Raw genomic sequence first — 26,528 nt, 5'->3', positions numbered from 1 at the left:
CCACGACGCCCGAATGCGCCCGCCAGTCCGCCCTTACCTGCTCACTTCCCCTCGAGCCCATCGTTCATCCCGTCGCCATCCCCGCCAAATCCGACTTGACCGCCTAAGCTTCTGGTCAGCGAGCAGCCTTTTACGCTTCCTTGATAGGCGTAACCGGCAGGAGCAGGAATTTTCCACCCAAGACCTATGCGACGAGGTTTATCTCCATGGCACTGACACGCGAACAGCAAATTGCAGCCCTCGAAAAAGATTGGGCTGAAAACCCACGCTGGAAAGGCGTGACACGCGCTTACTCCGCTGCTGACGTCGTCCGCCTGCGCGGCTCGGTTCAACCCGAGCACACCTTTGCAAAATTGGGCGCCGAGAAGCTGTGGAACCTGGTCACCCAAGGTGCCCACCCGTCCTTCCGTCCTGAGAAAGATTTCGTCAACTGCATGGGCGCCCTGACCGGCGGCCAAGCTGTACAACAAGTCAAAGCCGGTATCCAGGCGATCTACCTGTCGGGCTGGCAGGTTGCTGCGGACAACAACTCCGCCGAATCGATGTACCCGGATCAGTCGCTGTACCCGGTGGACTCGGTTCCAACCGTAGTCAAGCGCATCAACAACTCGTTCCGTCGTGCTGACCAGATCCAGTGGAAAGCCGGCAAAGGTCCGGGCGACGAAGGCTACATCGACTACTTCGCGCCAATCGTGGCTGACGCTGAAGCCGGTTTCGGCGGCGTACTGAACGCTTACGAGCTGATGAAAAGCATGATCGAAGCAGGCGCCGCCGGCGTTCACTTCGAAGACCAACTGGCTTCCGTGAAAAAATGCGGCCACATGGGCGGCAAGGTACTGGTTCCGACCCAGGAAGCCGTACAAAAGCTGACCGCTGCTCGCCTGGCGGCTGACGTTGCCGGTACACCGACCATCATCCTGGCCCGTACCGACGCTAACGCCGCTGACCTGCTGACTTCCGATTGCGACCCGTACGACCAGCCATTTGTGACTGGCGAACGCACCCAGGAAGGCTTCTACAAAGTACGCGCCGGCCTCGACCAGGCCATCGCTCGCGGCCTGGCCTACGCGCCGTACGCCGACCTGATCTGGTGCGAAACCGCCAAGCCGGATCTGGACGAGGCTCGTCGCTTCGCCGAAGCGATCAAAAAGGAATACCCGGACCAACTGCTGTCGTACAACTGCTCGCCTTCCTTCAACTGGAAGAAAAACCTGGACGACGCGACCATCGCCAAGTTCCAGCGCGAACTGTCCGCCATGGGCTACAAGCACCAGTTCATCACCCTGGCCGGCATTCACAACATGTGGCACAGCATGTTCAACCTGGCGCACGACTACGCCCGCAACGACATGACTGCCTACGTGAAGCTGCAAGAGCAAGAGTTCGCTGACGCTGCCAAGGGTTACACCTTCGTGGCTCACCAGCAGGAAGTGGGCACTGGCTACTTCGACGACATGACCACCGTGATTCAAGGAGGCTCGTCGTCGGTGACCGCGCTGACCGGTTCGACTGAAGAAGAACAGTTCCACTGATACCTGAGCAAACGGCCGTTGCGGACCCGATAGAAAGCTAACCGCAACGTCGCACAACTAACGCCCCGACTGGTTCGGGGCGTTTTTTTTGCCCGCGTTTTACCGGACCACCACAAATCCCCTGTGGGAGCGGGCTTGCTCGCGAATACGGTTGAACATTCAACATTGATGTCGACTGACCCACCGCTTTCGCGAGCAAGCCCGCTCCCACAGGTGACGGTGGCGCCACGAGACAAAACATTGATCCAGAGCGGTCCCGCGATCAGAAAAATGCGCTAAAACGAGCGCCGCTGCTACTTGCAGTAACGGCTATATAAGACAACTTCCCACCCACTCACCCGCTAAATAGTTTAAAAACCGAGCCAAACAATATTGATTATCATTTAGACGCAACTATGTTCGTTACATTCCCTACAAAACATAATTGATGAAAAGCCTGCTAATGCCCGCACCGCATGGGCTACAGGGCTTTGGAGGTGGGCTATGTCCTTATTCCTATAAATAATTTCGCTATAGGAATTTTACTTGCACGGTGTTGTGCCATAAAATCACCGCGATTGATTGCTGCGACATATCGTCACTGCTTTGTTTCTTTTCAAGCTCAGAGACCTTTGCTCTCTGTTAAGGATTACCAGCATGCCCGAAGCGACAGGACTCATGGCCCACAACTGGGGCTTTGCCATTTTCCTTCTGGGCGTTGTCGGCCTTTGCGCCTTCATGCTTGGCGTTTCCAGCCTCCTCGGGTCAAAAGCCTGGGGCCGCAGCAAAAACGAACCGTTCGAGTCCGGCATGCTACCTACAGGTGGCGCCCGCTTGCGGCTCTCAGCCAAATTCTATCTGGTCGCGATGCTCTTCGTGATCTTCGATATCGAAGCCCTCTTTCTCTTTGCCTGGTCTGTGTCCGTCCGCGAAAGCGGCTGGACCGGATTCGTCGAAGCTCTCGTTTTCATAGCAATTCTGTTGGCAGGTCTTGTCTACTTGTTCCGAGTGGGCGCCCTTGACTGGGCTCCGGAAGCTCGTCGCAAGCGGCAGGCGAAGCTGAAACAATGAGGCTTTGGCAATGCAATACAATCTCACCAGGATCGACCCCGATGCTCCTAACGAGCAGTATCCGATTGGCGAGCGGGAAACCGTTTCCGATCCGTTAGAAGATCAAGTTCACAAAAACATCTTCATGGGCAAGCTCGAAGACGTGCTTAACGGCACGATCAACTGGGGGCGCAAGAACTCCCTGTGGCCGTATAACTTCGGTCTTTCGTGCTGCTACGTGGAAATGACCACCGCCTTCACGGCGCCCCACGACATCGCGCGCTTTGGCGCCGAGGTTATCCGGGCATCGCCGCGTCAGGCGGATTTTATGGTTATCGCCGGTACCTGCTTCATCAAGATGGCGCCGATCATTCAGCGTCTCTACGAGCAAATGCTCGAACCTAAATGGGTTATCTCCATGGGTTCGTGCGCCAACTCCGGTGGCATGTACGACATCTACTCCGTCGTTCAAGGGGTGGATAAGTTCCTACCCGTGGACGTCTACGTGCCTGGCTGCCCGCCCCGTCCTGAAGCTTTTCTGCAAGGCTTGATGCTCTTGCAGGAGTCGATTGGACAGGAGCGTCGTCCGCTTTCCTGGGTCGTCGGTGATCAAGGCGTGTACCGCGCCGAGATGCCTTCGCAAAAGGAACAGCGCCGCGAACAGCGAATCGCAGTCACCAACCTGCGCAGCCCCGACGAAGTCTGATCCAGCTCTGCTTCTTTTATAGAACGAGACACTGGCTTCATTCTTTACGTTGACCGAAAGCGATAAATAACCATGACTACAGGCAGTGCTCTGTACATCCCGCCTTATAAGGCAGACGACCAGGATGTGGTCGTCGAACTGAACAACCGTTTTGGCCCCGAGGCGTTCACCGCCCAGCCTACCCGCACCGGCATGCCGGTGCTTTGGGTTGCCCGCGCCAAACTCGTCGAAGTCCTGACCTTCCTGCGCAATCTGCCCAAGCCGTACGTCATGCTCTATGACCTGCACGGCGTGGACGAGCGTCTGCGCACCAAGCGTCAAGGGCTGCCAAGCGGCGCCGACTTCACTGTGTTCTATCACTTGATGTCGATCGAACGTAATAGTGACGTAATGATCAAGGTCGCCTTGTCCGAGAGCGACCTCAGCCTGCCGACCGTCACCAGCATCTGGCCGAACGCCAACTGGTACGAGCGTGAAGTCTGGGACATGTACGGCATCGACTTCAAAGGTCACCCGCACCTGACCCGCATCATGATGCCGCCGACCTGGGAAGGTCACCCGCTGCGCAAGGACTTCCCTGCCCGCGCCACCGAATTCGACCCGTTCACCCTGAACCTGGCCAAGCAACAGCTTGAGGAAGAAGCCGCGCGCTTCAAGCCTGAAGACTGGGGCATGAAGCGTTCCGGGGCGAACGAGGACTACATGTTCCTCAACCTGGGTCCTAACCACCCTTCCGCGCACGGTGCGTTCCGCATCATCCTGCAGCTGGACGGTGAAGAGATCGTCGACTGCGTGCCGGACGTCGGCTACCACCACCGTGGTGCCGAGAAGATGGCCGAGCGTCAGTCCTGGCACAGTTTCATCCCGTACACCGATCGTATCGACTACCTCGGCGGCGTGATGAACAACCTGCCGTACGTGCTCTCGGTCGAGAAGCTGGCCGGCATCAAGGTGCCCGAGAAGGTCGACGTCATCCGCATCATGATGGCCGAGTTCTTCCGGATCACCAGCCACCTGCTGTTCCTGGGGACTTACATCCAGGACGTCGGCGCCATGACTCCGGTGTTCTTCACCTTCACCGACCGCCAGAAAGCGTACACGGTGATCGAAGCCATCACCGGTTTCCGTCTGCACCCGGCCTGGTACCGCATCGGTGGCGTCGCCCACGACCTGCCGCGCGGCTGGGAAAAACTGGTGAAAGACTTCGTCGAGTGGATGCCGAAGCGTCTGGACGAGTACCAGAAAGCCGCGCTCGACAACAGCATCCTCAAAGGCCGGACCATCGGCGTCGCTGCCTACAACACCAAAGAAGCCCTGGAATGGGGCGTCACCGGTGCTGGCCTGCGTTCGACCGGTTGCGACTTCGACCTGCGTAAGGCACGTCCATACTCGGGCTACGAGAACTTCGAGTTCGAAGTCCCGCTGGCGGCCAATGGCGATGCCTACGACCGTTGCATCGTGCGCGTCGAAGAAATGCGCCAGAGCCTGAAGATCATCGAGCAGTGCATGCGCAACATGCCGGAAGGCCCGTACAAGGCGGATCACCCGCTGACCACGCCGCCACCGAAAGAACGCACGCTGCAGCACATCGAGACCTTGATCACGCACTTCTTGCAAGTTTCGTGGGGCCCGGTCATGCCGGCCAACGAATCCTTCCAGATGATTGAAGCGACCAAGGGCATCAACAGTTATTACCTGACGAGCGATGGCGGCACCATGAGCTACCGCACCCGGATTCGTACCCCAAGCTTCCCGCACTTGCAGCAGATCCCTTCGGTGATCAAAGGCAGCATGGTCGCGGACTTGATCGCGTACCTGGGTAGTATCGATTTCGTTATGGCCGACGTGGACCGCTAAGCATGAACAGCACGCTTATCCAGACAGACCGTTTCACCTTGAGTGAAACCGAGCGCTCGGCCATCGAGCACGAGCTGCATCACTACGAAGACCCGCGCGCGGCGTCGATCGAAGCCCTGAAGATCGTCCAGAAGGAACGTGGCTGGGTGCCTGACGGCGCGCTCTACGCCATCGGCGAGATCCTCGGCATTCCGGCCAGCGACGTTGAAGGGGTGGCGACGTTCTATAGCCAGATCTTCCGTCAGCCAGTCGGCCGTCACATCATTCGCGTCTGCGACAGCATGGTCTGCTTCATCGGCGGCCACGAGTCCGTGGTCAGCGAAATCCAGAGCAAGCTCGGCATCGGCCTGGGTCAAACCACCGCCGACGGTCGTTTCACCCTGCTGCCGGTCTGCTGCCTCGGCAACTGCGACAAGGCGCCGGCGTTGATGATCGACGACGACACATTCGGTGACGTGCAGCCTGCTGGCGTCGCCCAATTGCTCGAGGGCTACGTATGACCCTGACTTCCTTCGGTCCTGCCAACCGCATCAAGCGTTCGGCCGAGACTCACCCGCTGACCTGGCGTCTGCGCGATGACGGCGAGGCCGTGTGGCTCGACGAGTACCAGGCCAAGAACGGTTACGCCGCTGCGCGCAAAGCCTTCGCCGACATGGCCCAGGACGACATCGTCCAGACCGTGAAAGATGCCGGCCTTAAAGGTCGCGGCGGTGCAGGCTTCCCCACGGGCGTGAAGTGGGGCCTGATGCCCAAAGACGAATCCATCAACATCCGCTACCTGCTGTGCAACGCGGACGAGATGGAGCCGAACACCTGGAAAGACCGCATGCTGATGGAGCAACTGCCCCATCTGCTGATCGAAGGCATGCTGATCAGTGCTCGCGCGCTGAAAACCTACCGTGGCTACATCTTCCTGCGCGGCGAATACACCACCGCCGCCAAGCACCTGAACCGTGCCGTGGAAGAAGCCAAGGCAGCAGGCCTTTTGGGCAAGAACATCCTGGGCAGCGGCTTCGATTTCGAGCTGTTCGTCCACACCGGCGCCGGGCGTTACATCTGCGGTGAAGAAACTGCACTGATCAACTCCCTGGAAGGCCGCCGCGCCAACCCGCGCTCCAAGCCGCCCTTCCCTGCCGCCGTTGGCGTGTGGGGCAAGCCGACCTGCGTGAACAACGTTGAAACCCTGTGCAACGTCCCGGCAATCATTGCCGACGGCGTGGACTGGTACAAATCGTTGGCCCGCCCAGGCAGTGAAGACATGGGCACCAAGCTCATGGGCTTCTCCGGCAAGGTTAAGAATCCGGGCCTGTGGGAACTGCCATTCGGCGTCACCGGTCGCGAGCTGTTCGAAGACTACGCCGGCGGCATGCGCGACGGCTTCAAGCTCAAGGCCTGGCAACCAGGCGGCGCCGGTACCGGTTTCCTGTTGCCGGAACACCTGGACGCACAAATGTACGCCGGCGGCATCGCCAAAGTGGGCACCCGGATGGGTACCGGCCTGGCCATGGCGGTGGACGACAGCGTCAACATGGTGTCCCTGCTGCGCAACATGGAAGAGTTCTTCTCCCGCGAATCCTGTGGTTTCTGCACCCCTTGCCGTGACGGTTTGCCGTGGAGCGTCAAGCTGCTGCGCGCGATCGAGAACGGTGAAGGGCAAGCCGGCGATATCGAGACCCTGTTGGGTCTGGTCGGTTTCCTTGGCCCGGGCAAGACCTTCTGTGCTCACGCACCGGGCGCCGTGGAGCCATTGGGCAGCGCAATCAAATACTTCCGCTCGGAGTTCGAAGCCGGCATCGCGCCTGTCAGCGCCGCCGTCCCGCCTCTGGCGAGGCCGATCGTAGTCGGCGCGTAAACGCTTAAAAAGGCGAAGGGTCCGTGCCCTTCGCCTTCTCGTTCGATGACGCCTTTCAAGGGCTGTTTGGATTCGGACGAATAACAAGATTCCATTAGCCACGCCCGCTGACACCGGGCCAACGAAGAACTTTGAACCATGGCCACTATCCACGTAGACGGCAAAGAGCTCGAAGTCGATGGGGCAGACAACCTGTTACAGGCATGTCTGTCGCTAGGCCTCGATATCCCTTATTTCTGCTGGCACCCCGCCCTTGGCAGCGTTGGCGCTTGCCGCCAGTGCGCGGTCAAGCAGTACACCGACGCCAACGACACCCGTGGTCGGATCGTCATGTCCTGCATGACCCCCGCCACCGACGGCAGCTGGATCTCCATCGAAGACGAAGAGGCGAAAGTATTCCGCGCCAGCGTCGTCGAATGGCTGATGACCAACCACCCTCACGACTGCCCGGTCTGTGAAGAAGGCGGTCACTGCCACCTGCAAGACATGACGGTAATGACCGGCCACAACGAGCGCCGTTACCGCTTCACCAAGCGTACCCACCAGAACCAGGATCTCGGCCCGTTCATCGGTCACGAGATGAACCGCTGCATCGCTTGCTACCGCTGCGTACGCTTCTATAAGGATTACGCCGGCGGCACCGACCTCGGTGTGTTCGGTGCCCACGACAACGTGTACTTCGGTCGCGTTGAAGACGGCACCCTCGAAAGCGAGTTCTCCGGCAACCTCACCGAGGTCTGCCCGACCGGTGTGTTCACCGACAAGACTCACTCCGAGCGCTACAACCGCAAGTGGGACATGCAGTTCTCGCCGAGCATCTGCCATGGCTGCTCCAGCGGTTGCAACATCTCCCCGGGCGAGCGCTACGGTGAACTGCGTCGGATCGAAAACCGCTTCAACGGTTCGGTCAACCAGTACTTCCTGTGCGACCGTGGCCGTTTCGGCTACGGCTACGTCAACCGCGAAGACCGCCCGCGTCAGCCATTGCTGGCCAACGGCGCCAAGCTGACCCTCGACGAAGCGCTGGACAAAGCGGCTGACCTGCTGCGCGGTCGCAACATCGTCGGTATCGGTTCGCCCCGTGCCAGCCTTGAAAGCAACTTCGCGTTGCGCGAACTGGTCGGCGCCGAGCACTTCTACTCCGGTATCGAAGCCGCCGAGCTGGAGCGCATCCGTCTGGTCATGCAGGTTCTGAAAGACAGCCCGCTGCCGATCCCGAACATGCGCGACATCGAAGACCACGACGCGATCTTCGTCCTCGGCGAAGATTTGACCCAGACCGCTGCACGCATGGCCCTGTCCCTGCGCCAATCGGTCAAGGGCAAGGCTGAAGACATGGCCGACGCGATGCGCGTCCAGCCGTGGCTCGACGCTGCAGTGAAGAACATCGGTCAGAAAGAACTGAACCCGCTGTTCATCGCCAGCCTGGCTGAAACCAAGCTCGACGACATCGCTGAAGAATGCGTACACGCCGCTCCAGACGACCTGGCCCGCATCGGTTTCGCCGTGGCTCACGCCCTCGACGCCAGCGCTCCAGCGGTTGAAGGCCTCGATACTGAAGCCCTCGACCTGGCCAAGCGCATTGCCGACGCCCTGCTCGCTGCCAAGCGTCCGCTGATCATTGCCGGTACTTCCCTGGGCTCCAAAGCCTTGATCGAAGCCGCTGCCAACATTGCCAAAGCCTTGAAGCTGCGCGAGAAGAACGGTTCCATCAGCCTGATCGTGCCAGAGGCCAACAGCCTCGGCCTGGCCATGCTCGGTGGCAACTCGGTCGATGACGCACTGCAAGCGGTGATCGACGGCAAGGCCGACGCCATCGTCGTGCTGGAAAACGATCTGTACACCCGTACCGACAAAGCCAAGGTCGATGCTGCCCTGAACGCCGCGAAAGTGGTGATCGTGGCTGACCATCAGAAGACCGCCACCAGCGATCGCGCGCACCTGGTTCTGCCAGCCGCCAGCTTCGCGGAAGGCGACGGTACATTGGTTAGCCAGGAAGGTCGCGCCCAGCGTTTCTTCCAGGTGTTCGATCCGAAATACATGGACGCGAGCATCCTGGTTCACGAAGGCTGGCGCTGGCTGCATGCTCTGCGCGCAACCCTGCTGAACCAGCCGATCGACTGGACCCAACTGGACCACGTCACCGCTGCCGTCGCTTCGAGCACGCCGCAACTGGCGCGTATCGTTGACGCCGCCCCGTCCGCCGCGTTCCGCATCAAGGGCATGAAACTGGCCCGCGAACCGCTGCGTTACTCCGGTCGTACCGCCATGCGCGCTGACATCAGCGTCCATGAACCGCGTACCCCGCAGGACAACGACACCGCGTTCAACTTCTCGATGGAAGGTTACTCGGGCTCGGTTGAACCGCGTCAGCAAGTGCCATTCGCCTGGTCCCCGGGCTGGAACTCGCCGCAAGCCTGGAACAAGTTCCAGGACGAAGTCGGTGGTCACATCCGCGCTGGCGACCCGGGCACCCGCCTGATCGAAAGCACTGGTGATTCACTGAACTGGTTCGCCAGTGTTCCGCGCGCATTCAACCCGGCGCCAGGTACCTGGCAAGTCGTGCCGTTCTTCCACCTGCTCGGCAGCGAAGAGAACTCTTCCAAAGCCGCACCGGTTCAGGAACGCATCCCGGCCGCCTATGTCGCCCTGGCCAAATCCGAAGCCGATCGTCTGGGTGTCAACGATGGCGCCCTGCTCAGCGTGAATGTCGATGGCCAGACCCTGCGTCTGCCGCTGCGTATTAATGAAGAGCTGGGCGCTGGCCTGGTGGCATTGCCTGCAGGTATTGCCGGCATTCCAGCGGCGATCTTTGGCAAAACCGTTGACGGTCTGCAGGAGGCAGCTCAATGACCTGGTTCACGCCTGAAGTGATTGACGTGATCATCGCGGTCCTCAAGGCCATCGTGATTCTGCTCGCCGTGGTGGTGTGCGGCGCGCTGCTGAGCTGGGTCGAGCGTCGTTTGCTCGCCCTCTGGCAGGACCGTTATGGTCCAAACCGCGTCGGCCCGTTCGGCGCGTTCCAGATCGCGGCCGACATGATCAAGATGTTCTTCAAGGAAGACTGGACGCCGCCGTTCGCCGACAAGATGATCTTCACCCTGGCACCGGTAGTCGCCATGAGCGCCCTGCTGATTGCCTTCGCGATCATCCCGATCACCCCGAACTGGGGCGTGGCGGACCTGAACATCGGCATCCTGTTCTTCTTCGCCATGGCCGGTCTGTCGGTCTACGCGGTGTTGTTCGCCGGTTGGTCGAGTAACAACAAGTTCGCCCTGCTGGGCAGCTTGCGGGCCTCGGCGCAAACCGTGTCGTACGAAGTGTTCATGGGCCTGTCGTTGATGGGCATCGTGATCCAGGTCGGCTCGTTCAACATGCGCGACATCGTTGATTATCAAGCGCAGAACCTGTGGTTCATCATTCCGCAGATCTTCGGTTTCCTGACCTTCTTCATCGCTGGCGTCGCCGTGACTCACCGTCACCCGTTCGACCAGCCGGAAGCGGAACAGGAACTGGCCGACGGTTACCACATTGAATACGCCGGCATGAAATGGGGCATGTTCTTCGTCGGTGAGTACATCGGCATCGTGTTGATTTCGGCGCTGCTGGTGACCCTGTTCTTCGGTGGCTGGCACGGTCCGTTCGGCATCCTGCCGCAGATCCCGTTCATCTGGTTCGCGCTGAAAACCGCGTTCTTCATCATGATCTTCATCCTGCTGCGCGCCTCGATTCCGCGCCCACGGTATGACCAAGTGATGGATTTCAGCTGGAAGTTCTGCCTGCCGCTGACCCTCGTCAACATGCTGGTGACCGCTGCGATCGTGTTGCTCAACACGCCCGCCGTCGCGGCTCAGTGAGGATAGAGAATCATGAAGTACATATTTGACATCGTGCATGGCTTCTTCACCCAGCTTCGCAGCCTGGTGATGATCTTCGGCCATGCCTTCCGCAAGCGCGACACGCTGCAGTACCCGGAAGAAGCCGTGTACCTGCCGCCGCGCTACCGTGGGCGTATCGTCCTGACCCGCGACCCTGATGGCGAAGAGCGTTGTGTCGCCTGCAACCTGTGCGCCGTGGCGTGTCCGGTCGGTTGCATCTCGCTGCAGAAAGCCGAAACCGAAGACGGTCGCTGGTACCCGGACTTCTTCCGCATCAACTTCTCGCGCTGCATCTTTTGCGGCCTCTGCGAGGAAGCCTGCCCGACCACCGCGATCCAGCTGACACCGGATTTCGAGATGGCCGAGTTCAAACGTCAGGACCTGGTTTACGAGAAAGAAGATCTGCTGATCTCCGGCCCCGGCAAAAACCCTGATTACAACTTCTATCGTGTTGCAGGTATGGCGATTGCCGGGAAGCCGAAAGGCGCCGCGCAGAATGAAGCCGAACCGATCAACGTGAAGAGCTTGCTGCCTTAAGGAAGAAAGATGGAATTCGCTTTCTATTTCGCATCGGGTATCGCGGTTGTGGCCACGCTTCGCGTGATCACCAACACCAACCCTGTGCACGCCCTGCTCTACCTGATCATTTCGCTGATTGCCGTGGCGATGACGTTTTTCGCCCTCGGCGCACCGTTTGCCGGTGTGCTGGAAGTGATCGCCTACGCTGGCGCCATCATGGTGCTGTTCGTGTTCGTGGTGATGATGCTCAACCTTGGCCCGGCCTCGGTTCAGCAAGAGCGCGTCTGGCTCAAGCCCGGCATCTGGCTCGGCCCTGTCGTGCTCGGCGCCCTGCTGCTGGCTGAACTGCTGTACGTGCTGTTCAGCCATTCCAGCGGTCAGGCCATCGGCCACACCACCGTCGATGCGAAGGCCGTGGGCATCAGCCTGTTCGGTCCGTACCTGCTGGTGGTCGAACTCGCCTCGATGTTGCTGCTCGCCGCAGCCGTCACGGCGTTCCACTTGGGCCGCAACGAAGCCAAGGAGCAATGACGATGCCTGCTATCCCTTTGGAGCATGGTCTGGCGGTCGCCGGCATCCTGTTCTGCCTCGGTCTGGTCGGCCTGATGGTCCGCCGCAACATTCTCTTCGTGCTGATGAGCCTGGAGGTCATGATGAATGCCTCCGCGTTGGCGTTCATCGTTGCCGGTAGCCGCTGGGGTCAGCCGGATGGACAGATCATGTTCATCCTGGTGATCAGCCTGGCAGCCGCCGAGGCCAGTATTGGCCTGGCGATTCTGTTGCAGCTGTATCGCCGCTTCCACACTCTCGATATCGACGCTGCCAGCGAGATGCGCGGATGAATCTTCTCTATCTGACTTTCGTATTCCCTCTCATAGGTTTCCTGCTGCTGTCGTTCTCACGCGGCCGCTTCTCGGAAAACCTGTCGGCGCTGATTGGCGTCGGTTCCATCGGCCTGTCTGCCATCGTCGCGGCTTACGTGATCTGGCAATTCAACGTCGCCCCGCCAGAAGGCGGCCACTACACCCAGGTGTTGTGGCAGTGGATGGCGGTTGAAGGCTTCACGCCGAACTTCGCCCTGTACCTGGATGGCCTGTCGGTCACCATGCTCGGTGTGGTGGTCGGCGTCGGCTTCCTGATCCACCTGTTCGCGTCCTGGTACATGCGCGGTGAAGACGGTTACTCGCGCTTCTTCGCCTACACCAACCTGTTTATCGCCAGCATGCTGTTCCTGATCCTGGGCGATAACCTGTTGTTCCTGTACTTCGGCTGGGAAGGCGTGGGCCTGTGCTCGTACCTGTTGATCGGTTTCTACTACAGCAACCGCAACAACGGTAACGCGGCACTCAAAGCTTTCATCGTGACCCGCATCGGCGACGTGTTCATGGCCATCGGCCTGTTCATCCTGTTCCAACAGTTGGGCACGCTGAACGTCCAGGAACTGCTGGTGAAGGCGCCTGAACACTTCAAGGTCGGCGACTTCTGGATCGTTCTGGCGACCCTGATGCTGCTGGGCGGCGCTGTCGGTAAATCCGCGCAACTGCCGCTGCAAACCTGGCTGGCGGATGCGATGGCCGGTCCTACCCCGGTTTCGGCACTGATCCACGCCGCGACCATGGTAACGGCTGGTGTCTACCTGATCGCTCGTACTCACGGCTTGTTTGCCCTGGCGCCGGATATCCTGCACCTGGTCGGCGTCGTTGGCGGTGTGACTCTGGTTCTGGCGGGTTTCGCGGCACTGGTACAAACCGACATCAAACGTATCCTCGCCTACTCGACCATGAGCCAGATCGGCTACATGTTCCTGGCCCTGGGTGTGGGTGCATGGGATGGCGCGATCTTCCACCTGATGACCCACGCCTTCTTCAAGGCGCTGCTGTTCCTTGCCTCCGGTGCGGTGATCGTTGCCTGCCACCACGAGCAGAACATCTTCAAGATGGGCGGCCTGTGGAAGAAACTGCCGCTGGCTTACACCAGCTTCATCGTCGGCGGCGCGGCCCTGTCTGCCCTGCCACTGGTGACCGCAGGCTTCTACTCCAAGGACGAAATCCTCTGGGAAGCGTTCGCCAGCGGCAACCACGGTCTGCTCTACGCAGGTCTGGTCGGCGCGTTCATGACTTCGCTGTACACCTTCCGCCTGATCTTCATCGCGTTCCACGGTGAAGCGAAGACCGAAGCCCACGCCGGTCACGGCATCGCTCACTGGCTGCCACTGTCGGTGCTGATCGTACTGTCGACCTTCGTCGGCGCCATGATCGTGCCACCGCTGCACGGCGTGCTGCCGGAAAGCGTCGGGCATGCCGGCGGCGAAGCCAAGCACAGTCTGGAAATCGCTTCGGGCGCCATCGCCCTGGCCGGTATCCTGCTGGCCGCGCTGCTGTTCCTCGGCAAGCGTCGTTTCGTCACTGCAATCGCCAACAGCGGCATTGGCCGCTTCCTTTCGGCCTGGTGGTTCGCTGCCTGGGGCTTCGACTGGATCTACGACAAACTGTTCGTCAAGCCATACCTTGCGATCAGCCACGCACTGCGCAGAGACCCGCTCGATCAGACCATCGGTTTGATCCCGCGTATGGCCAAAGGCGGCCACACCGCCCTGAGCCGTACCGAAACCGGTCAACTGCGTTGGTACGCGGCCTCGATGGCAGCCGGCTCCGTGCTGGTCATCGGCGCCATCGTGCTGGTAGCGGTCTGAATATGAACCTTGCGAACTTGCGAAAGGAATTGAGCCCGTCATGATTCTGCCTTGGCTAATCCTGATCCCCTTCATCGGCGGCCTGCTGTGCTGGATGGGTGAGCGCTTCGGCGCTACCCTCCCCCGCTGGATTGCGCTGTTGACCATGACCCTGGAACTCGCGCTCGGCCTCTGGCTGTGGGCCCACGGTAACTATTCATTTGCACCGGCGCCTGGCGCCGATCCGGTCTGGGCGCTTGAGTTCAAGCACATCTGGATCCAGCGCTTCGGCATCAGCGTGCACCTGGCCCTCGACGGCCTGTCGCTGCTGATGATCCTGCTGACCGGTCTGCTGGGTATCCTCTCGGTACTCTGCTCGTGGAAAGAGATCCAGCGTCACGTTGGCTTCTTCCACTTGAACCTGATGTGGATCCTGGGCGGTGTTGTCGGCGTGTTCCTCGCGCTCGACCTGTTCATGTTCTTCTTCTTCTGGGAAATGATGCTGGTGCCGATGTACTTCCTCATCGCGCTCTGGGGTCACAGTTCTTCGGACGGCAAGAAAACCCGGATCTACGCGGCGACCAAGTTCTTCATCTTCACCCAGGCTTCCGGCCTGATCATGTTGGTGGCGATCCTGGGTCTGGTGCTGGTCAACTTCAACAGCACCGGCGTGATCACGTTCAACTACGCCGACCTGCTGAAAACCAAGATGTCGCTCACCACCGAGTACATCCTGATGCTCGGCTTCTTCATCGCCTTCGCGGTGAAACTGCCGGTCGTACCGTTCCACTCCTGGCTGCCTGATGCTCACGCCCAGGCGCCAACCGCAGGTTCGGTCGATCTGGCCGGTATCTTGTTGAAGACGGCGGCTTACGGTCTGCTGCGTTTCGCCCTGCCGCTGTTCCCGAATGCCTCGGCCGAGTTCGCGCCGATCGCCATGACCCTCGGTCTGGTCGGGATCTTCTACGGCGCGTTCCTGGCCTTCGCACAAACCGACATCAAGCGTCTGATCGCCTATTCCTCCGTTTCCCACATGGGCTTCGTGTTGATCGGCATCTACTCCGGCAGCCAACTGGCGCTGCAGGGCGCGGTGATGCAGATGCTGGCGCACGGTGTTTCGGCGGCGGCACTGTTTATCCTCAGTGGTCAGTTGTACGAGCGCACCCATACCCGCGACATGCGTGAAATGGGTGGCCTGTGGTCGAAGATCGCTTACCTGCCGGCCATCAGCCTGTTCTTCGCCGCTGCTTCCCTGGGCTTGCCGGGTACGGGTAACTTCGTCGGTGAGTTCCTGATCCTGATCGGCACCTTCGCCGCTGCGCCGTGGATCACCGCGATCGCGACGTCGGGCCTGGTGTTCGGTTCGGTCTACTCGTTGATCATGATCCACCGTGCCTACTTCGGCCCGTCCAAGTCGGACGCGGTGCTGCATGGCATGGATGGTCGCGAACTGATCATGGTGGTCGGTCTGGCGGTACTGCTGATTTACATCGGCGTGTACCCGCAACCGTTCCTCGACACTTCTGCCGCGACGATGCATGGCGTGCAGCAGTGGCTCGGTACCGCCTTCACTCAACTCGCTTCGGCCCGGTAAGAGCGCTATGGAATTCACGACTCAACACTTTATCGCGCTCGCGCCGTTGTTGATCACCACCGCCACGATCATCGTGGTGATGCTGGCCATCGCCTGGCGCCGCAACCACTCGCAGACCTTCCTGATTTCCGTGGCGGGTTTGAACCTGGCATTGCTGTCGATCCTGCCAGCCTTGAAGGTCGCGCCCCTGGCCGTGACCCCACTGCTGCAGATCGATAACTTCGCTTGCTTGTATATGGCGCTGATCCTGGTCGCCACCCTCGCCTGTGTGACCCTCGCCCACGCCTACCTCGGCGATGGCGGCACGGGTTACCCGGGCAACCGCGAAGAACTGTACCTGCTGATCCTGATGGCCGCTGCCGGTGGCCTGGTTCTGGTCAGCGCGCAACACCTGGCCGGGTTGTTCATCGGTCTGGAACTGTTGTCGGTGCCGGTCTACGGTCTGGTGGCGTACGCCTTCTTCAACAAGCGTTCACTGGAAGCCGGTATCAAGTACATGGTGCTGTCGGCCGCCGGTTCCGCGTTCCTGTTGTTCGGTATGGCTCTGCTGTATGCCGACTCCGGTAGCCTGAGTTTCGTCGGTATCGGTCAAGCATTGGCCGCGACTGGCCTGCCAAGCTCCCTGGCGCAAATGGGCCTGGGCATGATGCTGATCGGCCTGGCGTTCAAGCTGTCGCTGGTACCGTTCCACCTCTGGACCCCGGACGTTTACGAAGGGGCTCCGGCGCCGGTCGCAGCGTTCCTGGCGACTGCTTCGAAAGTCGCCGTGTTCGCCGTGATGGTGCGTCTGTTCCAGATCTCCCCTGCTGCAAGCAGTGGTGTGCTGAGCGACGTACTGACCATCATCGCCATCGCGTCGATCCTGTTCGGTAACCTGCTGGCCCTGACCCAGAGCAACCTCAAGCGTCTGCTGGGTTACTCGTCCATCGCCCACTTCGGCTACCTGCTGATCGCCCTGGTGGCGAGCAAGGGTCTGGCCGTGGAAGCCATCGGCGTGTACCTGGTCACTTACGTGATCACCAGCCTCGGCGCGTTCGGCGTGATCACCCTGATGTCCTCGCCGTACAAAGGCCGTGACGCTGACGCCCTGTACGAATACCGCGGCCTGTTCTGGCGCCGTCCGTACCTGACCGCCGTACTGACCGTGATGATGCTGTCCCTGGCCGGCATCCCGCTGACCGCGGGCTTCATCGGCAAGTTCTACATCATCGCCACCGGTGTCGAATCGCACCAATGGTGGCTGGTCGGCTCCCTGGTACTGGGCAGCGCCATCGGCGTCTTCTACTACCTGCGCGTGATGGTCACCCTGTACCTGATCGAACCGAACCTGCGTCGCCACGATGCACAACTGCACTGGGAACAAAAGGCAGGCGGCGTGATGCTGCTGGCCATCGCTGCACTGGCGTTCTTCCTTGGGCTGTATCCGCAGCCGTTGCTGGTGCTGGTACAGCAAGCGGGTCTGGCGGGTTGATCGTTTAGCGATACTCGGTAGAAAACAGAAACGGCACCTTCGGGTGCCGTTTTTGCGTTTGTGGGATCGTGATTTTCAAACATCGATGTATGTACCACTTCCCAAGCCAGTCCCACAGCCAAGTATCCCGTCTCTTTTATCGAATGCTCTCACCGCACTGGTCGACTCTTCCTACAGGTGTTTTTACAACTGGGGTCTACCGTTGAAATCGGGAACGAAAAGGATGGCTTCGATGCCTTGACCGATTCGATTATCGAGACAACACTATACGTAGGTAGCGTACAGAACATGGATGCTCTATTTGTCGAGTTACGTATGTTTCAGAAACATCGAGACGATTACCTGGATGACGATCTGTTTCGCAGCTTTCAATTGGAGTTGCTGAAGAACCCCGAAGCGGGCGACCTGATTGAGGGCACCGGGGGGCTGCGCAAAATTCGCTTCTGCGACCAACGACGAGGCAAAGGCAAGCGCAGCGGATTACGGGTGATTTATTACTGGTGGTCAGGCTTCGATCAATTCTGGCTGTTCACCGTGTATGGCAAAGACGAGCAAGACGACCTGTCACCCACTCAGAAAAAGCTTTTCAGACAAACGCTGGATAGAGAAATCAAAACGAGATCCCACTATGAAACGTGACATTTTTGCTGAACTGATGGATGGCCTCGAAGCCTTGGCCGATGAGCGCCAAGGCAAGATCACGCTGCGAACCCATAAGGTTCAGTTGCCAGAACTGATGCCCATCACTGCCGAGGAAGTGGTCGCTATCCGCCAACAGCTCAACCTCTCCCGGTCAGTGTTCGCGGCCTATCTGCGCACCAATACCCGAACCCTGGAAAACTGGGAACAGGGACGGGCAACACCCAATGCCCAGGCTACGACCCTTATCCGCCTGGTAGAACGCTTTCCGCAGACGATCGAACATCTCGCCGCCCTGACCTGAAGCCAGAGGGCTTATATCCGATGATTTTCAAGGCAGCCTAATGTGAGGCCTCTGATTTTCGACCTTACGCGCCACGAATTTCAGCGTTGCTGTCAGATGTTAGTTCTGTTGATAAGACTTGGTGACTCAGACGGCCTCTTCGCGAGCAAGCCCGCTCCCACAGTGGTTCGGGGTTGCTCACAAATAATGTGTTTGCCACGGATCCCTGTGGGAGCGGGCTTGCTCGCGAAGGCGGTCCATCAGCCACCAACGAAAACGGCACCTTCCGGTGCCGTTCGCGCTTCACATTACAGCTAGTTACTTACGCGCATCCGCCCACGATTTCAGCAGTTCGTTGTAGCTCACGGTTTCGCCTTTAGGCTTCTCGTTCGCCAATTTAGGCTTCGGTGCCCCCGGCTGATCAAACCAGTACTGCGCATCCCGTTCCGGGTTCATTTTCGGTCCGCAAACCGGTTGCACCTTGGAGCGTTCAAGCCGCGTCATGATGGCGTCCTGGTCCTTGGCCAGACCATCGAGGGCTTGTTGCGGGGTTTTCTCGCCGCTGGCCGCTTCGGCGATGTGGCTCCACCACAGTTGCGCCAAGCGCGGATAGTCCGGCACGTTGGTCCCGGTCGGGGTCCATTGCACGCGGGCCGGGCTGCGGTAGAACTCGACCAGGCCTCCGAGTTTCGGCGCGAGGTCGGTCATGGCTTGCGAGTTGATGTCCGACTCGCGGATTGGCGTCAGGCCGACGATGGTCTTCTTCAGGGATACGGTTTTCGACGTCACAAACTGTGCGTAGAGCCAGGCTGCGAGTTTCTGTTTCTCAGGCGTGGACTTGAGGAAGGTCCAGGAACCCACGTCCTGATAGCCCAGCTTCATGCCCTCCTCCCAATACGGTCCGCGTGGGGACGGCGCCATGCGCCATTTCGGCGTGCCGTCGGTGTTCATCACTGGCAGACCAGCCTTGGTCATGTCAGCGGTAAACGCGGTGTACCAGAAGATCTGCTGGGCGATGTTGCCTTGGGATGGCACCGGCCCGGATTCGGAGAAGGTCATGCCCGCCGCTTCCGGCGGTGCATAGGCCTTGAGCCAGTCGACGTATTTCTGCGTCGCGAAGACCGCCGCCGGGCCGTTGGTGTCGCCGCCACGGGTCACACTGGAACCCACCGGGTGGCAATCTTCAACGCGGATGCCCCACTCGTCCACCGGCAAGCCGTTCGGCAAGCCCTTGTCGCCGCCACCGGCCATGGAGAACCAGGCATCGGTGAAGCGCCAGCCCAGGGACGGGTCTTTTTTACCGTAGTCCATGTGCCCGTAGATACGCTTGCCGTCGATTTCCTTGACGTCTTCGCTGAAGAACTTGGCGATGTCTTCATAGGCCGACCAGTTCACCGGCACACCCAATTCGTAACCGTACTTTTCCTTGAACTTGGCTTTCAGTTCCGGGCGTTCAAACCAATCGGCGCGGAACCAGTAGAGGTTGGCGAACTGCTGGTCGGGCAGTTGATAGATCTTGCCGTCCGGCGCGGTGGTGAAGGAAATACCGATGAAGTCTTTGATGTCCAGGGTCGGCGAGGTGAAGTCCTTGCCTTCGTTGGCCATCAGGTCAGTGATCGCCTCGGTCTTGCCGTAGCGGAAGTGCGTACCGATCAGGTCCGAGTCGTTGACCCAGCCGTCATAGATGCTCTTGTCCGACTGCATCACGGTCTGCAGTTTCTCCACCACGTCGCCTTCTTGCAGCAAATCGTGGGTGACCTTGATCCCGGTGATCTCGGTAAAGGCCTTGGCCAACACCTTGGACTCATATTCGTGAGTGGTCAGGGTTTCCGAGACGACCTTGATGTTCATCCCGCGAAACGGCTCGGCGGCCTTGATGAACCACTTCAATTCCGCGAGCTGCTGATCGGCCGTCAGGGTGGACGGTTTGAATTCGCTGCCGATCCATTTTTTCGCAGCGTCTTCGTAGGCATCGGCCCAGGCAGACGCGCTCAAACCGCTGAGTGCCAGCATGGCTGCCAATGAAATGCTATGTCGCAGCTTATTGTTTTTGTCGAACATAGAGACCTCCTGTTTAAGTTTCGGAGCAACATTGCCGAGCGATTCGACTAGCCCCAACGCATCACAGCCAACAGCCACACCAGGGACAACGCGGACGCGACCCAGATGCTCCAGTCGGTGACGCCGATTACCAGCAAATGCAGGTAGGCGCTGCCGAGAAGACCGATAAACAAACGATCGCCACGGGTGGTGGCAATCGGCAACAAACCACGGCGAAGAATGCTCGGCGAACGCAATTCCCAGGTCGTCATGCCCACCAGGATCAGGCCGATGGCGATGAAGAACGCCGCTGTGGGGGTGGTCCAACTCATCCATTCCATCATCAGCTCCTCAGACCCGGCCCAGGGCAAAGCCCTTGGCCACGTGGTTGCGAACAAACCAGATCACCAGCATGCCCGGCAGGATGGTCAACACCCCCGCCGCCGCCAGTACGCCCCAGTCGATGCCGGACGCCGAGACCGTGCGGGTCATCACCGCCGCAATGGGTTTGGCGTTGACCGAGGTCAGCGTGCGCGCCAGCAGCAATTCGACCCAGGAAAACATGAAGCAGAAGAACGCCGTGACGCCGATGCCCGAGCCAATCAGCGGCACGAAGATCTTCACGAAGAACTTCGGAAAACTGTAGCCATCGATGTAGGCCGTTTCGTCGATTTCCTTGGGAACCCCGGACATGAACCCTTCCAGAATCCACACCGCCAACGGCACGTTAAACAGGCAGTGCGCCAACGCCACGGCGATGTGGGTGTCGAACAGGCCAATCGAGGAATACAACTGGAAGAACGGCAACAGAAACACCGCCGGCGGCGCCATGCGGTTGGTCAGCAGCCAGAAGAACAGGTGCTTGTCGCCGAGGAAGCGATAACGCGAGAACGCATACGCCGCCGGCAGCGCCACGCTCAGGGAAATCACCGTATTCAGGCTCACGTAGTACAGCGAGTTCAAGTAACCGGTGTACCAACTCGGGTCGGTGAAGATCACCTTGTAGTTAGCCAGGGTGAAATCCTGAGGAAACAGCGTCAGGCCGCCAAGGATTTCGGTGTTGCTCTTGAAGGACATGTTCAGCAGCCAGTAGATCGGCACCAGCAGGAACAGGATGTAGATCAGCAATGGAATCAGCTTTCTCTTGCTCATGATGGGCCTCAGCGGTTGGCGTCAGAGTGAGTCATGGCGGTGTAGAACAGCCAGGACACCAACAGGATGATCAGGAAGTACACCAGTGAGAAAGCCGCCGCCGGGCCGAGGTCGAATTGCCCTACGGCCATTTGGGTCAAGGTCTGACTCAAGAAGGTCGTGGCATTCCCCGGCCCGCCCCCCGTCAGCACAAACGGCTCGGTGTAGATCATGAAACTGTCCATGAAGCGCAACATCACCGCGATCAGCAGCACGCTCTTGAGCTTGGGCAACTGGATATGGCGGAACACCGCCCAGGACGACGCCCGATCAATCCGCGCCGCCTGGTAGTACACGTCCGGAATCGCCCGCAACCCGGAGAAACACAACAGCGCCACCAACGAGGTCCAGTGCCAGACGTCCATCACCAGCACGGTGACCCAGGCGTCCATGGTGTTGGCCGCATAGTTATAGTTCAGCCCCATGGCCTTGAGGCTGGCGCCGAGCAAGCCAATGTCCGCGCGGCCGAAGATCTGCCAAATAGTGCCGACCACGTTCCATGGGATCAGCAACGGAATCGCCAGGATAATCAGCACCAGCGACGACCAGCGGCCCTTGGTCGGCATGGTCAGGGCAATGGCGATGCCCAGAGGGATCTCGATCAGCAACACACAACCGGAATAGATGAACTGGCGCAGCAGCGAGTCGTGCAACCGTGGGTCGAGCAGCACCTGTTTGTACCAGTCGGCGCCGACGAAGTAGCGGCTGGACTGGTCGAAGATGTCCTGCACCGAGTAGTTGACCACGGTCATCATCGGGATCACCGCACTGAATGCCACCAGCAGGAACACTGGCAGAACCAACCACCAGGCTTTGTTGTTCTGCACCTTGTTCATGGCTGCACCTCCAGTAGGTAATCGTCGGCATAGACCATCAACCACTGCGCCGGAAAACTGATGTACGCCGTGCCTTCGGGCACCGGTTTGTCCTCCGTCAGACGCACTTTCAACGGTGCGCCATCGAGGTTCAGGGTCATGATCTTGTAGGTGCCGAGGTCTTCGATGTGTACGACCTGTGCCTGCATCGCGTCATCAAACGGCTCGTCCCACACATGCACGAACTCCGGGCGGATGCCGACCTTCAGGGTTTTCCACGGCTTGTCGGCGATTTGTTGCTGCATCGCGTCAGACAAAGGCAAGTGCGTCGAAGCGAAACCGACCCCACCCGGCTGCGGCTGCACCTCGATCAGGTTCATCCCCGGGCTGCCGATGAAATAGCCGACAAAGGTGTGGCTCGGCCGTTCGAACAATTCCCGTGGCGTGCCGAACTGCACGATCTGCCCGCCATACATCACCGCGATCTTGTCGGCGAAGGTCGAGGCTTCAAGCTGATCGTGGGTGACGTAGACCATGGTGATGTTGAATTGCTCGTGGATCTGCTTGAGCTTGCGCCGCAGTTTCCACTTCAGGTGCGGGTCGATCACCGTTAGCGGTTCGTCAAACAGAATCGCTGACACGTCATCACGCACCAGCCCACGGCCCATGGAGACTTTCTGTTTTTCATCGGCGGTGAGGTTGCGCGCCTTTTTGCTGAGCAGCGCCTGGAGGTCAAGCACCTCGGCAATTTCCTGCACCTTGCTGTGAATTTTCGCCTCGTTCATGCCCTGGTTTCGCAGGGGGAACGCCAGGTTGTCGAACACCGTCATGGTGTCGTAGACCACCGGAAACTGGAAAACCTGGGCGATGTTGCGTTTTTCCGGGGTCAGGTCGTTCACCACTTTGCTGTCGAACAGCACTTGGCCCTGGGACGGGCTGAGCAGCCCGGAAATGATGTTGAGCAAGGTCGACTTGCCGCAGCCCGACGGCCCGAGCAAGGCATACGCACCGCCCTGCTCCCAGATGTGGTCCATCTCGCGAATCGCGTAATCCTCAGGACCTGTCGGCGTGCGGGTGTAGCTGTGGGCGAGGTTGTGCAAACGGATTTCGGCCATCAGGCAACCCTCGCAATACGGCGACCGGGCGCCTGGACCAGGCGCCCCTGCATATCGAACACAAACAGTTTATGGGTCGGGATATAGATGCGAATCGGCGCATCAACGTCGTATTCGTGGACGCCCGGCAAGTGCAGCACCAACAGGAAATGCTCGTTGCGCACGTGCAGGAAGGTTTCCGAACCGCTGATCTCGGCCACCTCGACGGTCACCGCCAGTTCCAGATCATCGTCGTTGCTCGGCACCAGGGAGATGTGGCTGGGCCGCACGCCGAAGCGGAACTCGCCCTCGCCTACCGGGCGCAGATCGACGTTCAACGGGAAGTGCACGAAGTTGGCAAAACTCACTTCGTTGCCCGCTATGCGTCCGGGCATCAGGTTGATCGGCGGTTCGGAGAACAACTCCGCTGCCAACACGGTCTGCGGCTGGTGATAGACCTCGGAGGACTTGCCGCTCTGGATCACCCGACCTTCGTGAAGAATGGTGGTGGTGCCGCCCAGGGCCAGGGCTTCGTTGGGCTCGGTGGTGGCGTAGATGGCGATGGTGTGCCGCGCCTTGAACAGCTCGCGCATTTCCTGACGCAGTTCTTCGCGCAGCTTGTAGTCGAGGTTGACCAGCGGTTCGTCGAACAGGATCAGCTCCGCATCCTTGACCAGCGCCCGGGCCATGGCCGTGCGCTGTTGCTGGCCACCGGAGAGTTCGAGGGGATGGCGCTGGAGGAATTTTTCGATGCGCAGCATCTTCGCGGTTTCCAGCACTTTGCTCTGGATCAGTTCGTTGGACACACCGCCCTGGCGCAATGGCGAGGCGATGTTCTCGAACACCGTCATGGTCGGGTAGTTGATGAACTGCTGATACACCATCGACACATTGCGCAGACGCACCGGGCGCTGGGTGACGTCGACGCCGTTCATCAGGATGCGCCCGCTGTCGGGCTTGTCCAGACCGGCCATCAGGCGCATGAGGCTGGTTTTGCCGGACAGCGTGCGCCCGAGCAAAACGTTGAAGGATCCGGGTTCGAAAACAAGGCACGCATCGTCGATCCAGGTCTGGCCCTCAACGGTACGGCTGACGTGCTCCAGGGTTAATGACATGGCTCGGCCTTTTTTATTATTTGGAGTCAAGCGACCGAAGCGATAGAGCGACATTCGTGCCAGAAGTCACAAGCCTTTGATCTGGTTTGAAAATCCGGCGAAAGAGCGGAAAACCGCGTTCGTTGCTGAACAGAAATGAACAGTTGCGGCTGAACAATTGAACAGTTCAACGGTTGACAATGAACAATAGTGAACAACACTCTACGCATGCAATTTGCCCCTGTAGGAGCAAGACTTGCCCGCGATGGCGTCATCGAAAACGCTATCGCGGGCAAGCCTTGCTCCTACAGGTGATGTGGCGCATCAAATGCTTTGTAACACCCATAAAAACAATAAAGCTTTGCTCAGAGATCGACTGCCATGGCCGAACCCGCCTCAAAGCTCTCCCATGACGCCATCATTCAGGACTCCTGGTCCCGCTGCCGCGCGTTCGGTCTCAATCACCACAGCGTGCCGACCTTCGACCAGCTACCGGCCGACGGCATCGCGCACTTGCTGGAGAGCCAGCATTCACTGGTGCAGACCACCCATCAGGAAGTCCTGCCGTATTACGAAAACATCCTCAGCAACTCCAACTGCCTGATCATGCTCGCCGACAATCAGGGCCAGGTGCTGACCTCGTGGGGCACCCAGCGCTTTATCGAGCCGAGCCTGACCCGAGGTTTCAGCGCCGGCGCGAGCTGGATGGAGCGCTGCAGTGGCACCAATGCCATTGGCACTGCCTTGGCTTGCGAGCAAGCGGTGCACATCGAGCACGACGAGCATTTCCTCAAGGCCAACCGTTTCATGACCGGTTCCGCCGCGCCGATTTTCGATGCCGAGCGCAAGGTGATCGCGGTGCTGGATGTGTCCAGCGACAGTTACTTGCCGCCGTCCCACACCCTGGGCATGGTCAAGATGATGAGCCAGACCGTGGAAAACCGGCTGATCCTCAACCTGTTCCACGGCCAGCATTTTCAACTGACGTTCAACACCGGGCTGAACAACCTCGACAGCCAATGGGCCGGATTGCTGATTTTCGACGAGACCGGGCAAGTGCTGTCCGCCAACCGCCGGGCTGACAACCTGCTGGGCATCAGCTTGTCGCGGGTCAGTGTCGAGAGCTTGTTTAAAGTCTCGCTGCTGGAGTTGCTGAACCAACCCGACGGTTTACCGTTTGCCCTGCAAGCCTCCGGGCGCAACCGCTTCCAGTGCTTGTTGAAACGGCCGAAACAGGCGCCGATTCAGGCAAGGGTGTTTGCCGAGCCGACCGTCACGACGCCCACCGCGATCAGCCTCAACACCCTGCACTTCGGCGACAGTCGCGTAGAAAAAGCCGTGCGTCAGGCCGAGCGCTTATTGGAGAAAGACATTCCGCTGTTGATCCACGGCGAAACCGGGGTCGGCAAGGAAGTCTTCGTCAAAGCGCTGCACCAGGCCAGCTCCCGGAGCAAACAACCGTTTATCGCCGTCAACTGTGCGGCGATCCCCGCCGAACTGGTGGAATCCGAGCTGTTTGGCTACGAGAAAGGCGCGTTCACCGGCGCCAACCAGAAAGGCAGCATCGGGCTGATCCGCAAGGCCGACAAAGGCACCCTCTTCCTCGATGAAATCGGTGATATGCCGCTGCCGACCCAGGCTCGGCTACTCAGGGTTTTGCAGGAACGCTGCGTGCAACCGGTGGGCAGCAGCGAGTTGTTCCCGGTGGACATCCGCATTATTTCAGCGACCAACCGCTCGTTGCGCGAACAGGTGCAATTGGGGCGATTTCGTGAAGATTTGTACTACCGGATTGGCGGATTGACCCTGGAATTGCCGCCGCTACGGGAGCGCAGCGACAAGCAGGCGCTGTTCAAACGCTTGTGGGAGCAGCACCGGGAGCCGTCGCAATGGGCCGGGTTGAGCCGTGAGGTGATGGAGTTGTTCAGCCGTCATCCGTGGCCGGGGAATCTGCGCCAGGTCAGCAGCGTGATGCAGGTGGCGCTGGCCATGGCCGAAGAGCAGCCGGTACGGCCGGAGCATTTGCCGGATGATTTTTTTGTCGATCTGGAGATGGAACCGGTGGAGACCGCGGAGCCGTTGGCGGTGGATTTGAATGACGCCGAGGATTTGAATCGGTTGTTGCAGGCGGCCGGGGGCAATATCTCCCATTTGGCTCGGCGGTTGGGGGTCAGTCGCAATACGTTGTACAAACGGCTACGCCAAGCCGAGTGATCGTTCCCACGCTCCGCGTGGGAATGCAGCCCGGGACGCTCCGCGTCCC

At 59.6% G+C, this 26,528-nt stretch carries 23 protein-coding genes; 17 read left to right on the top strand and 6 right to left on the bottom strand.

All coding sequences use genetic code 11. From position 1 onward, the window contains the following. Window positions 1-206: 206 nt before the first annotated feature. The 16 genes from aceA to BK667_RS03810 all read left to right on the top strand — a co-directional run bounded on the left by aceA (window position 207) and on the right by BK667_RS03810 (window position 18,052). Window positions 207-1,532 carry an isocitrate lyase gene (aceA, locus tag BK667_RS03890; RefSeq protein WP_123403070.1) on the top strand — a complete coding sequence of 442 codons (1,326 nt, stop codon included), beginning with the start codon at window positions 207-209 and terminating at the stop codon, window positions 1,530-1,532. A 636-nt stretch (window positions 1,533-2,168) separates the two neighbouring features. Next, a complete protein-coding gene (locus BK667_RS03880; protein ID WP_003223812.1) occupies window positions 2,169-2,582 on the top strand; it encodes an NADH-quinone oxidoreductase subunit A in 414 nt (137 codons plus the stop codon). A 10-nt stretch (window positions 2,583-2,592) separates the two neighbouring features. Then, on the top strand, window positions 2,593-3,267 hold the full coding sequence (locus BK667_RS03875; RefSeq protein WP_008146035.1) for a NuoB/complex I 20 kDa subunit family protein: 675 nt from the start codon (window positions 2,593-2,595) through the stop codon (window positions 3,265-3,267). A gap of 72 nt (window positions 3,268-3,339) precedes the next feature. Then, window positions 3,340-5,124, top strand: coding sequence for an NADH-quinone oxidoreductase subunit C/D (gene nuoC, locus BK667_RS03870; protein ID WP_054053672.1), 1,785 nt, complete (start codon window positions 3,340-3,342; stop codon window positions 5,122-5,124). Between the two features lie 2 nt (window positions 5,125-5,126). Then, window positions 5,127-5,624: an NADH-quinone oxidoreductase subunit NuoE gene (nuoE, locus tag BK667_RS03865; protein WP_123403073.1), complete on the top strand. Its 498-nt coding sequence runs from the start codon at window positions 5,127-5,129 to the stop codon at window positions 5,622-5,624. Next, on the top strand, window positions 5,621-6,976 hold the full coding sequence (gene nuoF / locus BK667_RS03860; protein ID WP_123508916.1) for an NADH-quinone oxidoreductase subunit NuoF: 1,356 nt from the start codon (window positions 5,621-5,623) through the stop codon (window positions 6,974-6,976). Before nuoE ends, nuoF begins: the two co-directional genes overlap by 4 nt. A 138-nt stretch (window positions 6,977-7,114) precedes the next feature. After that, window positions 7,115-9,829: an NADH-quinone oxidoreductase subunit NuoG gene (nuoG, locus tag BK667_RS03855; protein ID WP_123508915.1), complete on the top strand. Its 2,715-nt coding sequence runs from the start codon at window positions 7,115-7,117 to the stop codon at window positions 9,827-9,829. Next, window positions 9,826-10,833 (top strand): NADH-quinone oxidoreductase subunit NuoH, encoded by a 1,008-nt coding sequence (gene nuoH, locus BK667_RS03850; protein ID WP_123508914.1) that lies wholly within the window; start codon window positions 9,826-9,828, stop codon window positions 10,831-10,833. Before nuoG ends, nuoH begins: the two co-directional genes overlap by 4 nt. 12 nt (window positions 10,834-10,845) lie before the next feature. Continuing rightward, window positions 10,846-11,391 carry an NADH-quinone oxidoreductase subunit NuoI gene (gene nuoI, locus BK667_RS03845; RefSeq protein ID WP_177331423.1) on the top strand — a complete coding sequence of 182 codons (546 nt, stop codon included), beginning with the start codon at window positions 10,846-10,848 and terminating at the stop codon, window positions 11,389-11,391. A gap of 9 nt (window positions 11,392-11,400) precedes the next feature. Then, window positions 11,401-11,904: an NADH-quinone oxidoreductase subunit J gene (nuoJ, locus tag BK667_RS03840; RefSeq protein ID WP_054053684.1), complete on the top strand. Its 504-nt coding sequence runs from the start codon at window positions 11,401-11,403 to the stop codon at window positions 11,902-11,904. Window positions 11,905-11,906: 2 nt separating this feature from the next. Further along, on the top strand, window positions 11,907-12,215 hold the full coding sequence (nuoK, locus tag BK667_RS03835) for an NADH-quinone oxidoreductase subunit NuoK (protein WP_007905077.1): 309 nt from the start codon (window positions 11,907-11,909) through the stop codon (window positions 12,213-12,215). Next, window positions 12,212-14,065: an NADH-quinone oxidoreductase subunit L gene (gene nuoL / locus BK667_RS03830; RefSeq protein ID WP_123508912.1), complete on the top strand. Its 1,854-nt coding sequence runs from the start codon at window positions 12,212-12,214 to the stop codon at window positions 14,063-14,065. Before nuoK ends, nuoL begins: the two co-directional genes overlap by 4 nt. Before the next feature lie 40 nt (window positions 14,066-14,105). Beyond that, a complete protein-coding gene (gene nuoM, locus BK667_RS03825; RefSeq protein WP_123403083.1) occupies window positions 14,106-15,638 on the top strand; it encodes an NADH-quinone oxidoreductase subunit M in 1,533 nt (510 codons plus the stop codon). Between the two features lie 7 nt (window positions 15,639-15,645). Continuing rightward, the gene (gene nuoN, locus BK667_RS03820; RefSeq protein ID WP_123403085.1) at window positions 15,646-17,109 is read left to right on the top strand and encodes an NADH-quinone oxidoreductase subunit NuoN; all 1,464 of its coding nucleotides are present in this window, start codon (window positions 15,646-15,648) and stop codon (window positions 17,107-17,109) included. Window positions 17,110-17,397: 288 nt separating this feature from the next. Beyond that, on the top strand, window positions 17,398-17,748 hold the full coding sequence (locus BK667_RS03815; protein ID WP_123403135.1) for a toxin: 351 nt from the start codon (window positions 17,398-17,400) through the stop codon (window positions 17,746-17,748). Further along, complete coding sequence (locus BK667_RS03810) at window positions 17,738-18,052, top strand: helix-turn-helix domain-containing protein (RefSeq protein ID WP_123596825.1); 315 nt, start codon at window positions 17,738-17,740, stop codon at window positions 18,050-18,052. Before BK667_RS03815 ends, BK667_RS03810 begins: the two co-directional genes overlap by 11 nt. 297 nt (window positions 18,053-18,349) lie before the next feature. On the opposite strand, the gene BK667_RS03805 is transcribed toward BK667_RS03810, so the two are convergent. From BK667_RS03805 to BK667_RS03780, 6 genes are read right to left on the bottom strand one after another with little or no spacing between them, the layout of a single operon-like run. Continuing rightward, entirely contained in the window at window positions 18,350-20,092 is a 1,743-nt protein-coding gene (locus BK667_RS03805; protein WP_123596824.1) for an ABC transporter substrate-binding protein, read from the bottom strand. 47 nt (window positions 20,093-20,139) lie between these two features. Continuing rightward, the gene (locus tag BK667_RS03800) at window positions 20,140-20,412 is read right to left on the bottom strand and encodes a DUF2160 domain-containing protein (protein WP_054053694.1); all 273 of its coding nucleotides are present in this window, start codon (window positions 20,410-20,412) and stop codon (window positions 20,140-20,142) included. A 10-nt stretch (window positions 20,413-20,422) separates the two neighbouring features. After that, a complete protein-coding gene (locus BK667_RS03795; protein ID WP_123508909.1) occupies window positions 20,423-21,223 on the bottom strand; it encodes a carbohydrate ABC transporter permease in 801 nt (266 codons plus the stop codon). An 8-nt stretch (window positions 21,224-21,231) separates the two neighbouring features. Continuing rightward, a complete protein-coding gene (locus BK667_RS03790; protein ID WP_123508908.1) occupies window positions 21,232-22,098 on the bottom strand; it encodes a carbohydrate ABC transporter permease in 867 nt (288 codons plus the stop codon). After that, window positions 22,095-23,192, bottom strand: coding sequence for an ABC transporter ATP-binding protein (locus BK667_RS03785; RefSeq protein ID WP_123596823.1), 1,098 nt, complete (start codon window positions 23,190-23,192; stop codon window positions 22,095-22,097). Before BK667_RS03785 ends, BK667_RS03790 begins: the two co-directional genes overlap by 4 nt. Further along, window positions 23,192-24,286 (bottom strand): ABC transporter ATP-binding protein, encoded by a 1,095-nt coding sequence (locus BK667_RS03780; RefSeq protein ID WP_123508906.1) that lies wholly within the window; start codon window positions 24,284-24,286, stop codon window positions 23,192-23,194. The genes BK667_RS03785 and BK667_RS03780 overlap by 1 nt, the downstream gene beginning before the upstream one ends. Window positions 24,287-24,646: 360 nt before the next feature. Here BK667_RS03780 and BK667_RS03775 point away from each other — a divergent pair, with 360 nt between their 5' ends. Further along, a complete protein-coding gene (locus tag BK667_RS03775) occupies window positions 24,647-26,479 on the top strand; it encodes a sigma-54-dependent Fis family transcriptional regulator (RefSeq protein ID WP_123508905.1) in 1,833 nt (610 codons plus the stop codon). Window positions 26,480-26,528: the final 49 nt, after the last annotated feature.

The sequence above is a fragment of the Pseudomonas frederiksbergensis genome (assembly GCF_003732705.1).
In the GTDB taxonomy this organism is placed as follows: domain Bacteria; phylum Pseudomonadota; class Gammaproteobacteria; order Pseudomonadales; family Pseudomonadaceae; genus Aquipseudomonas; species Aquipseudomonas frederiksbergensis_F.
This window is presented reverse-complemented; position numbering and strand designations above follow the sequence as displayed.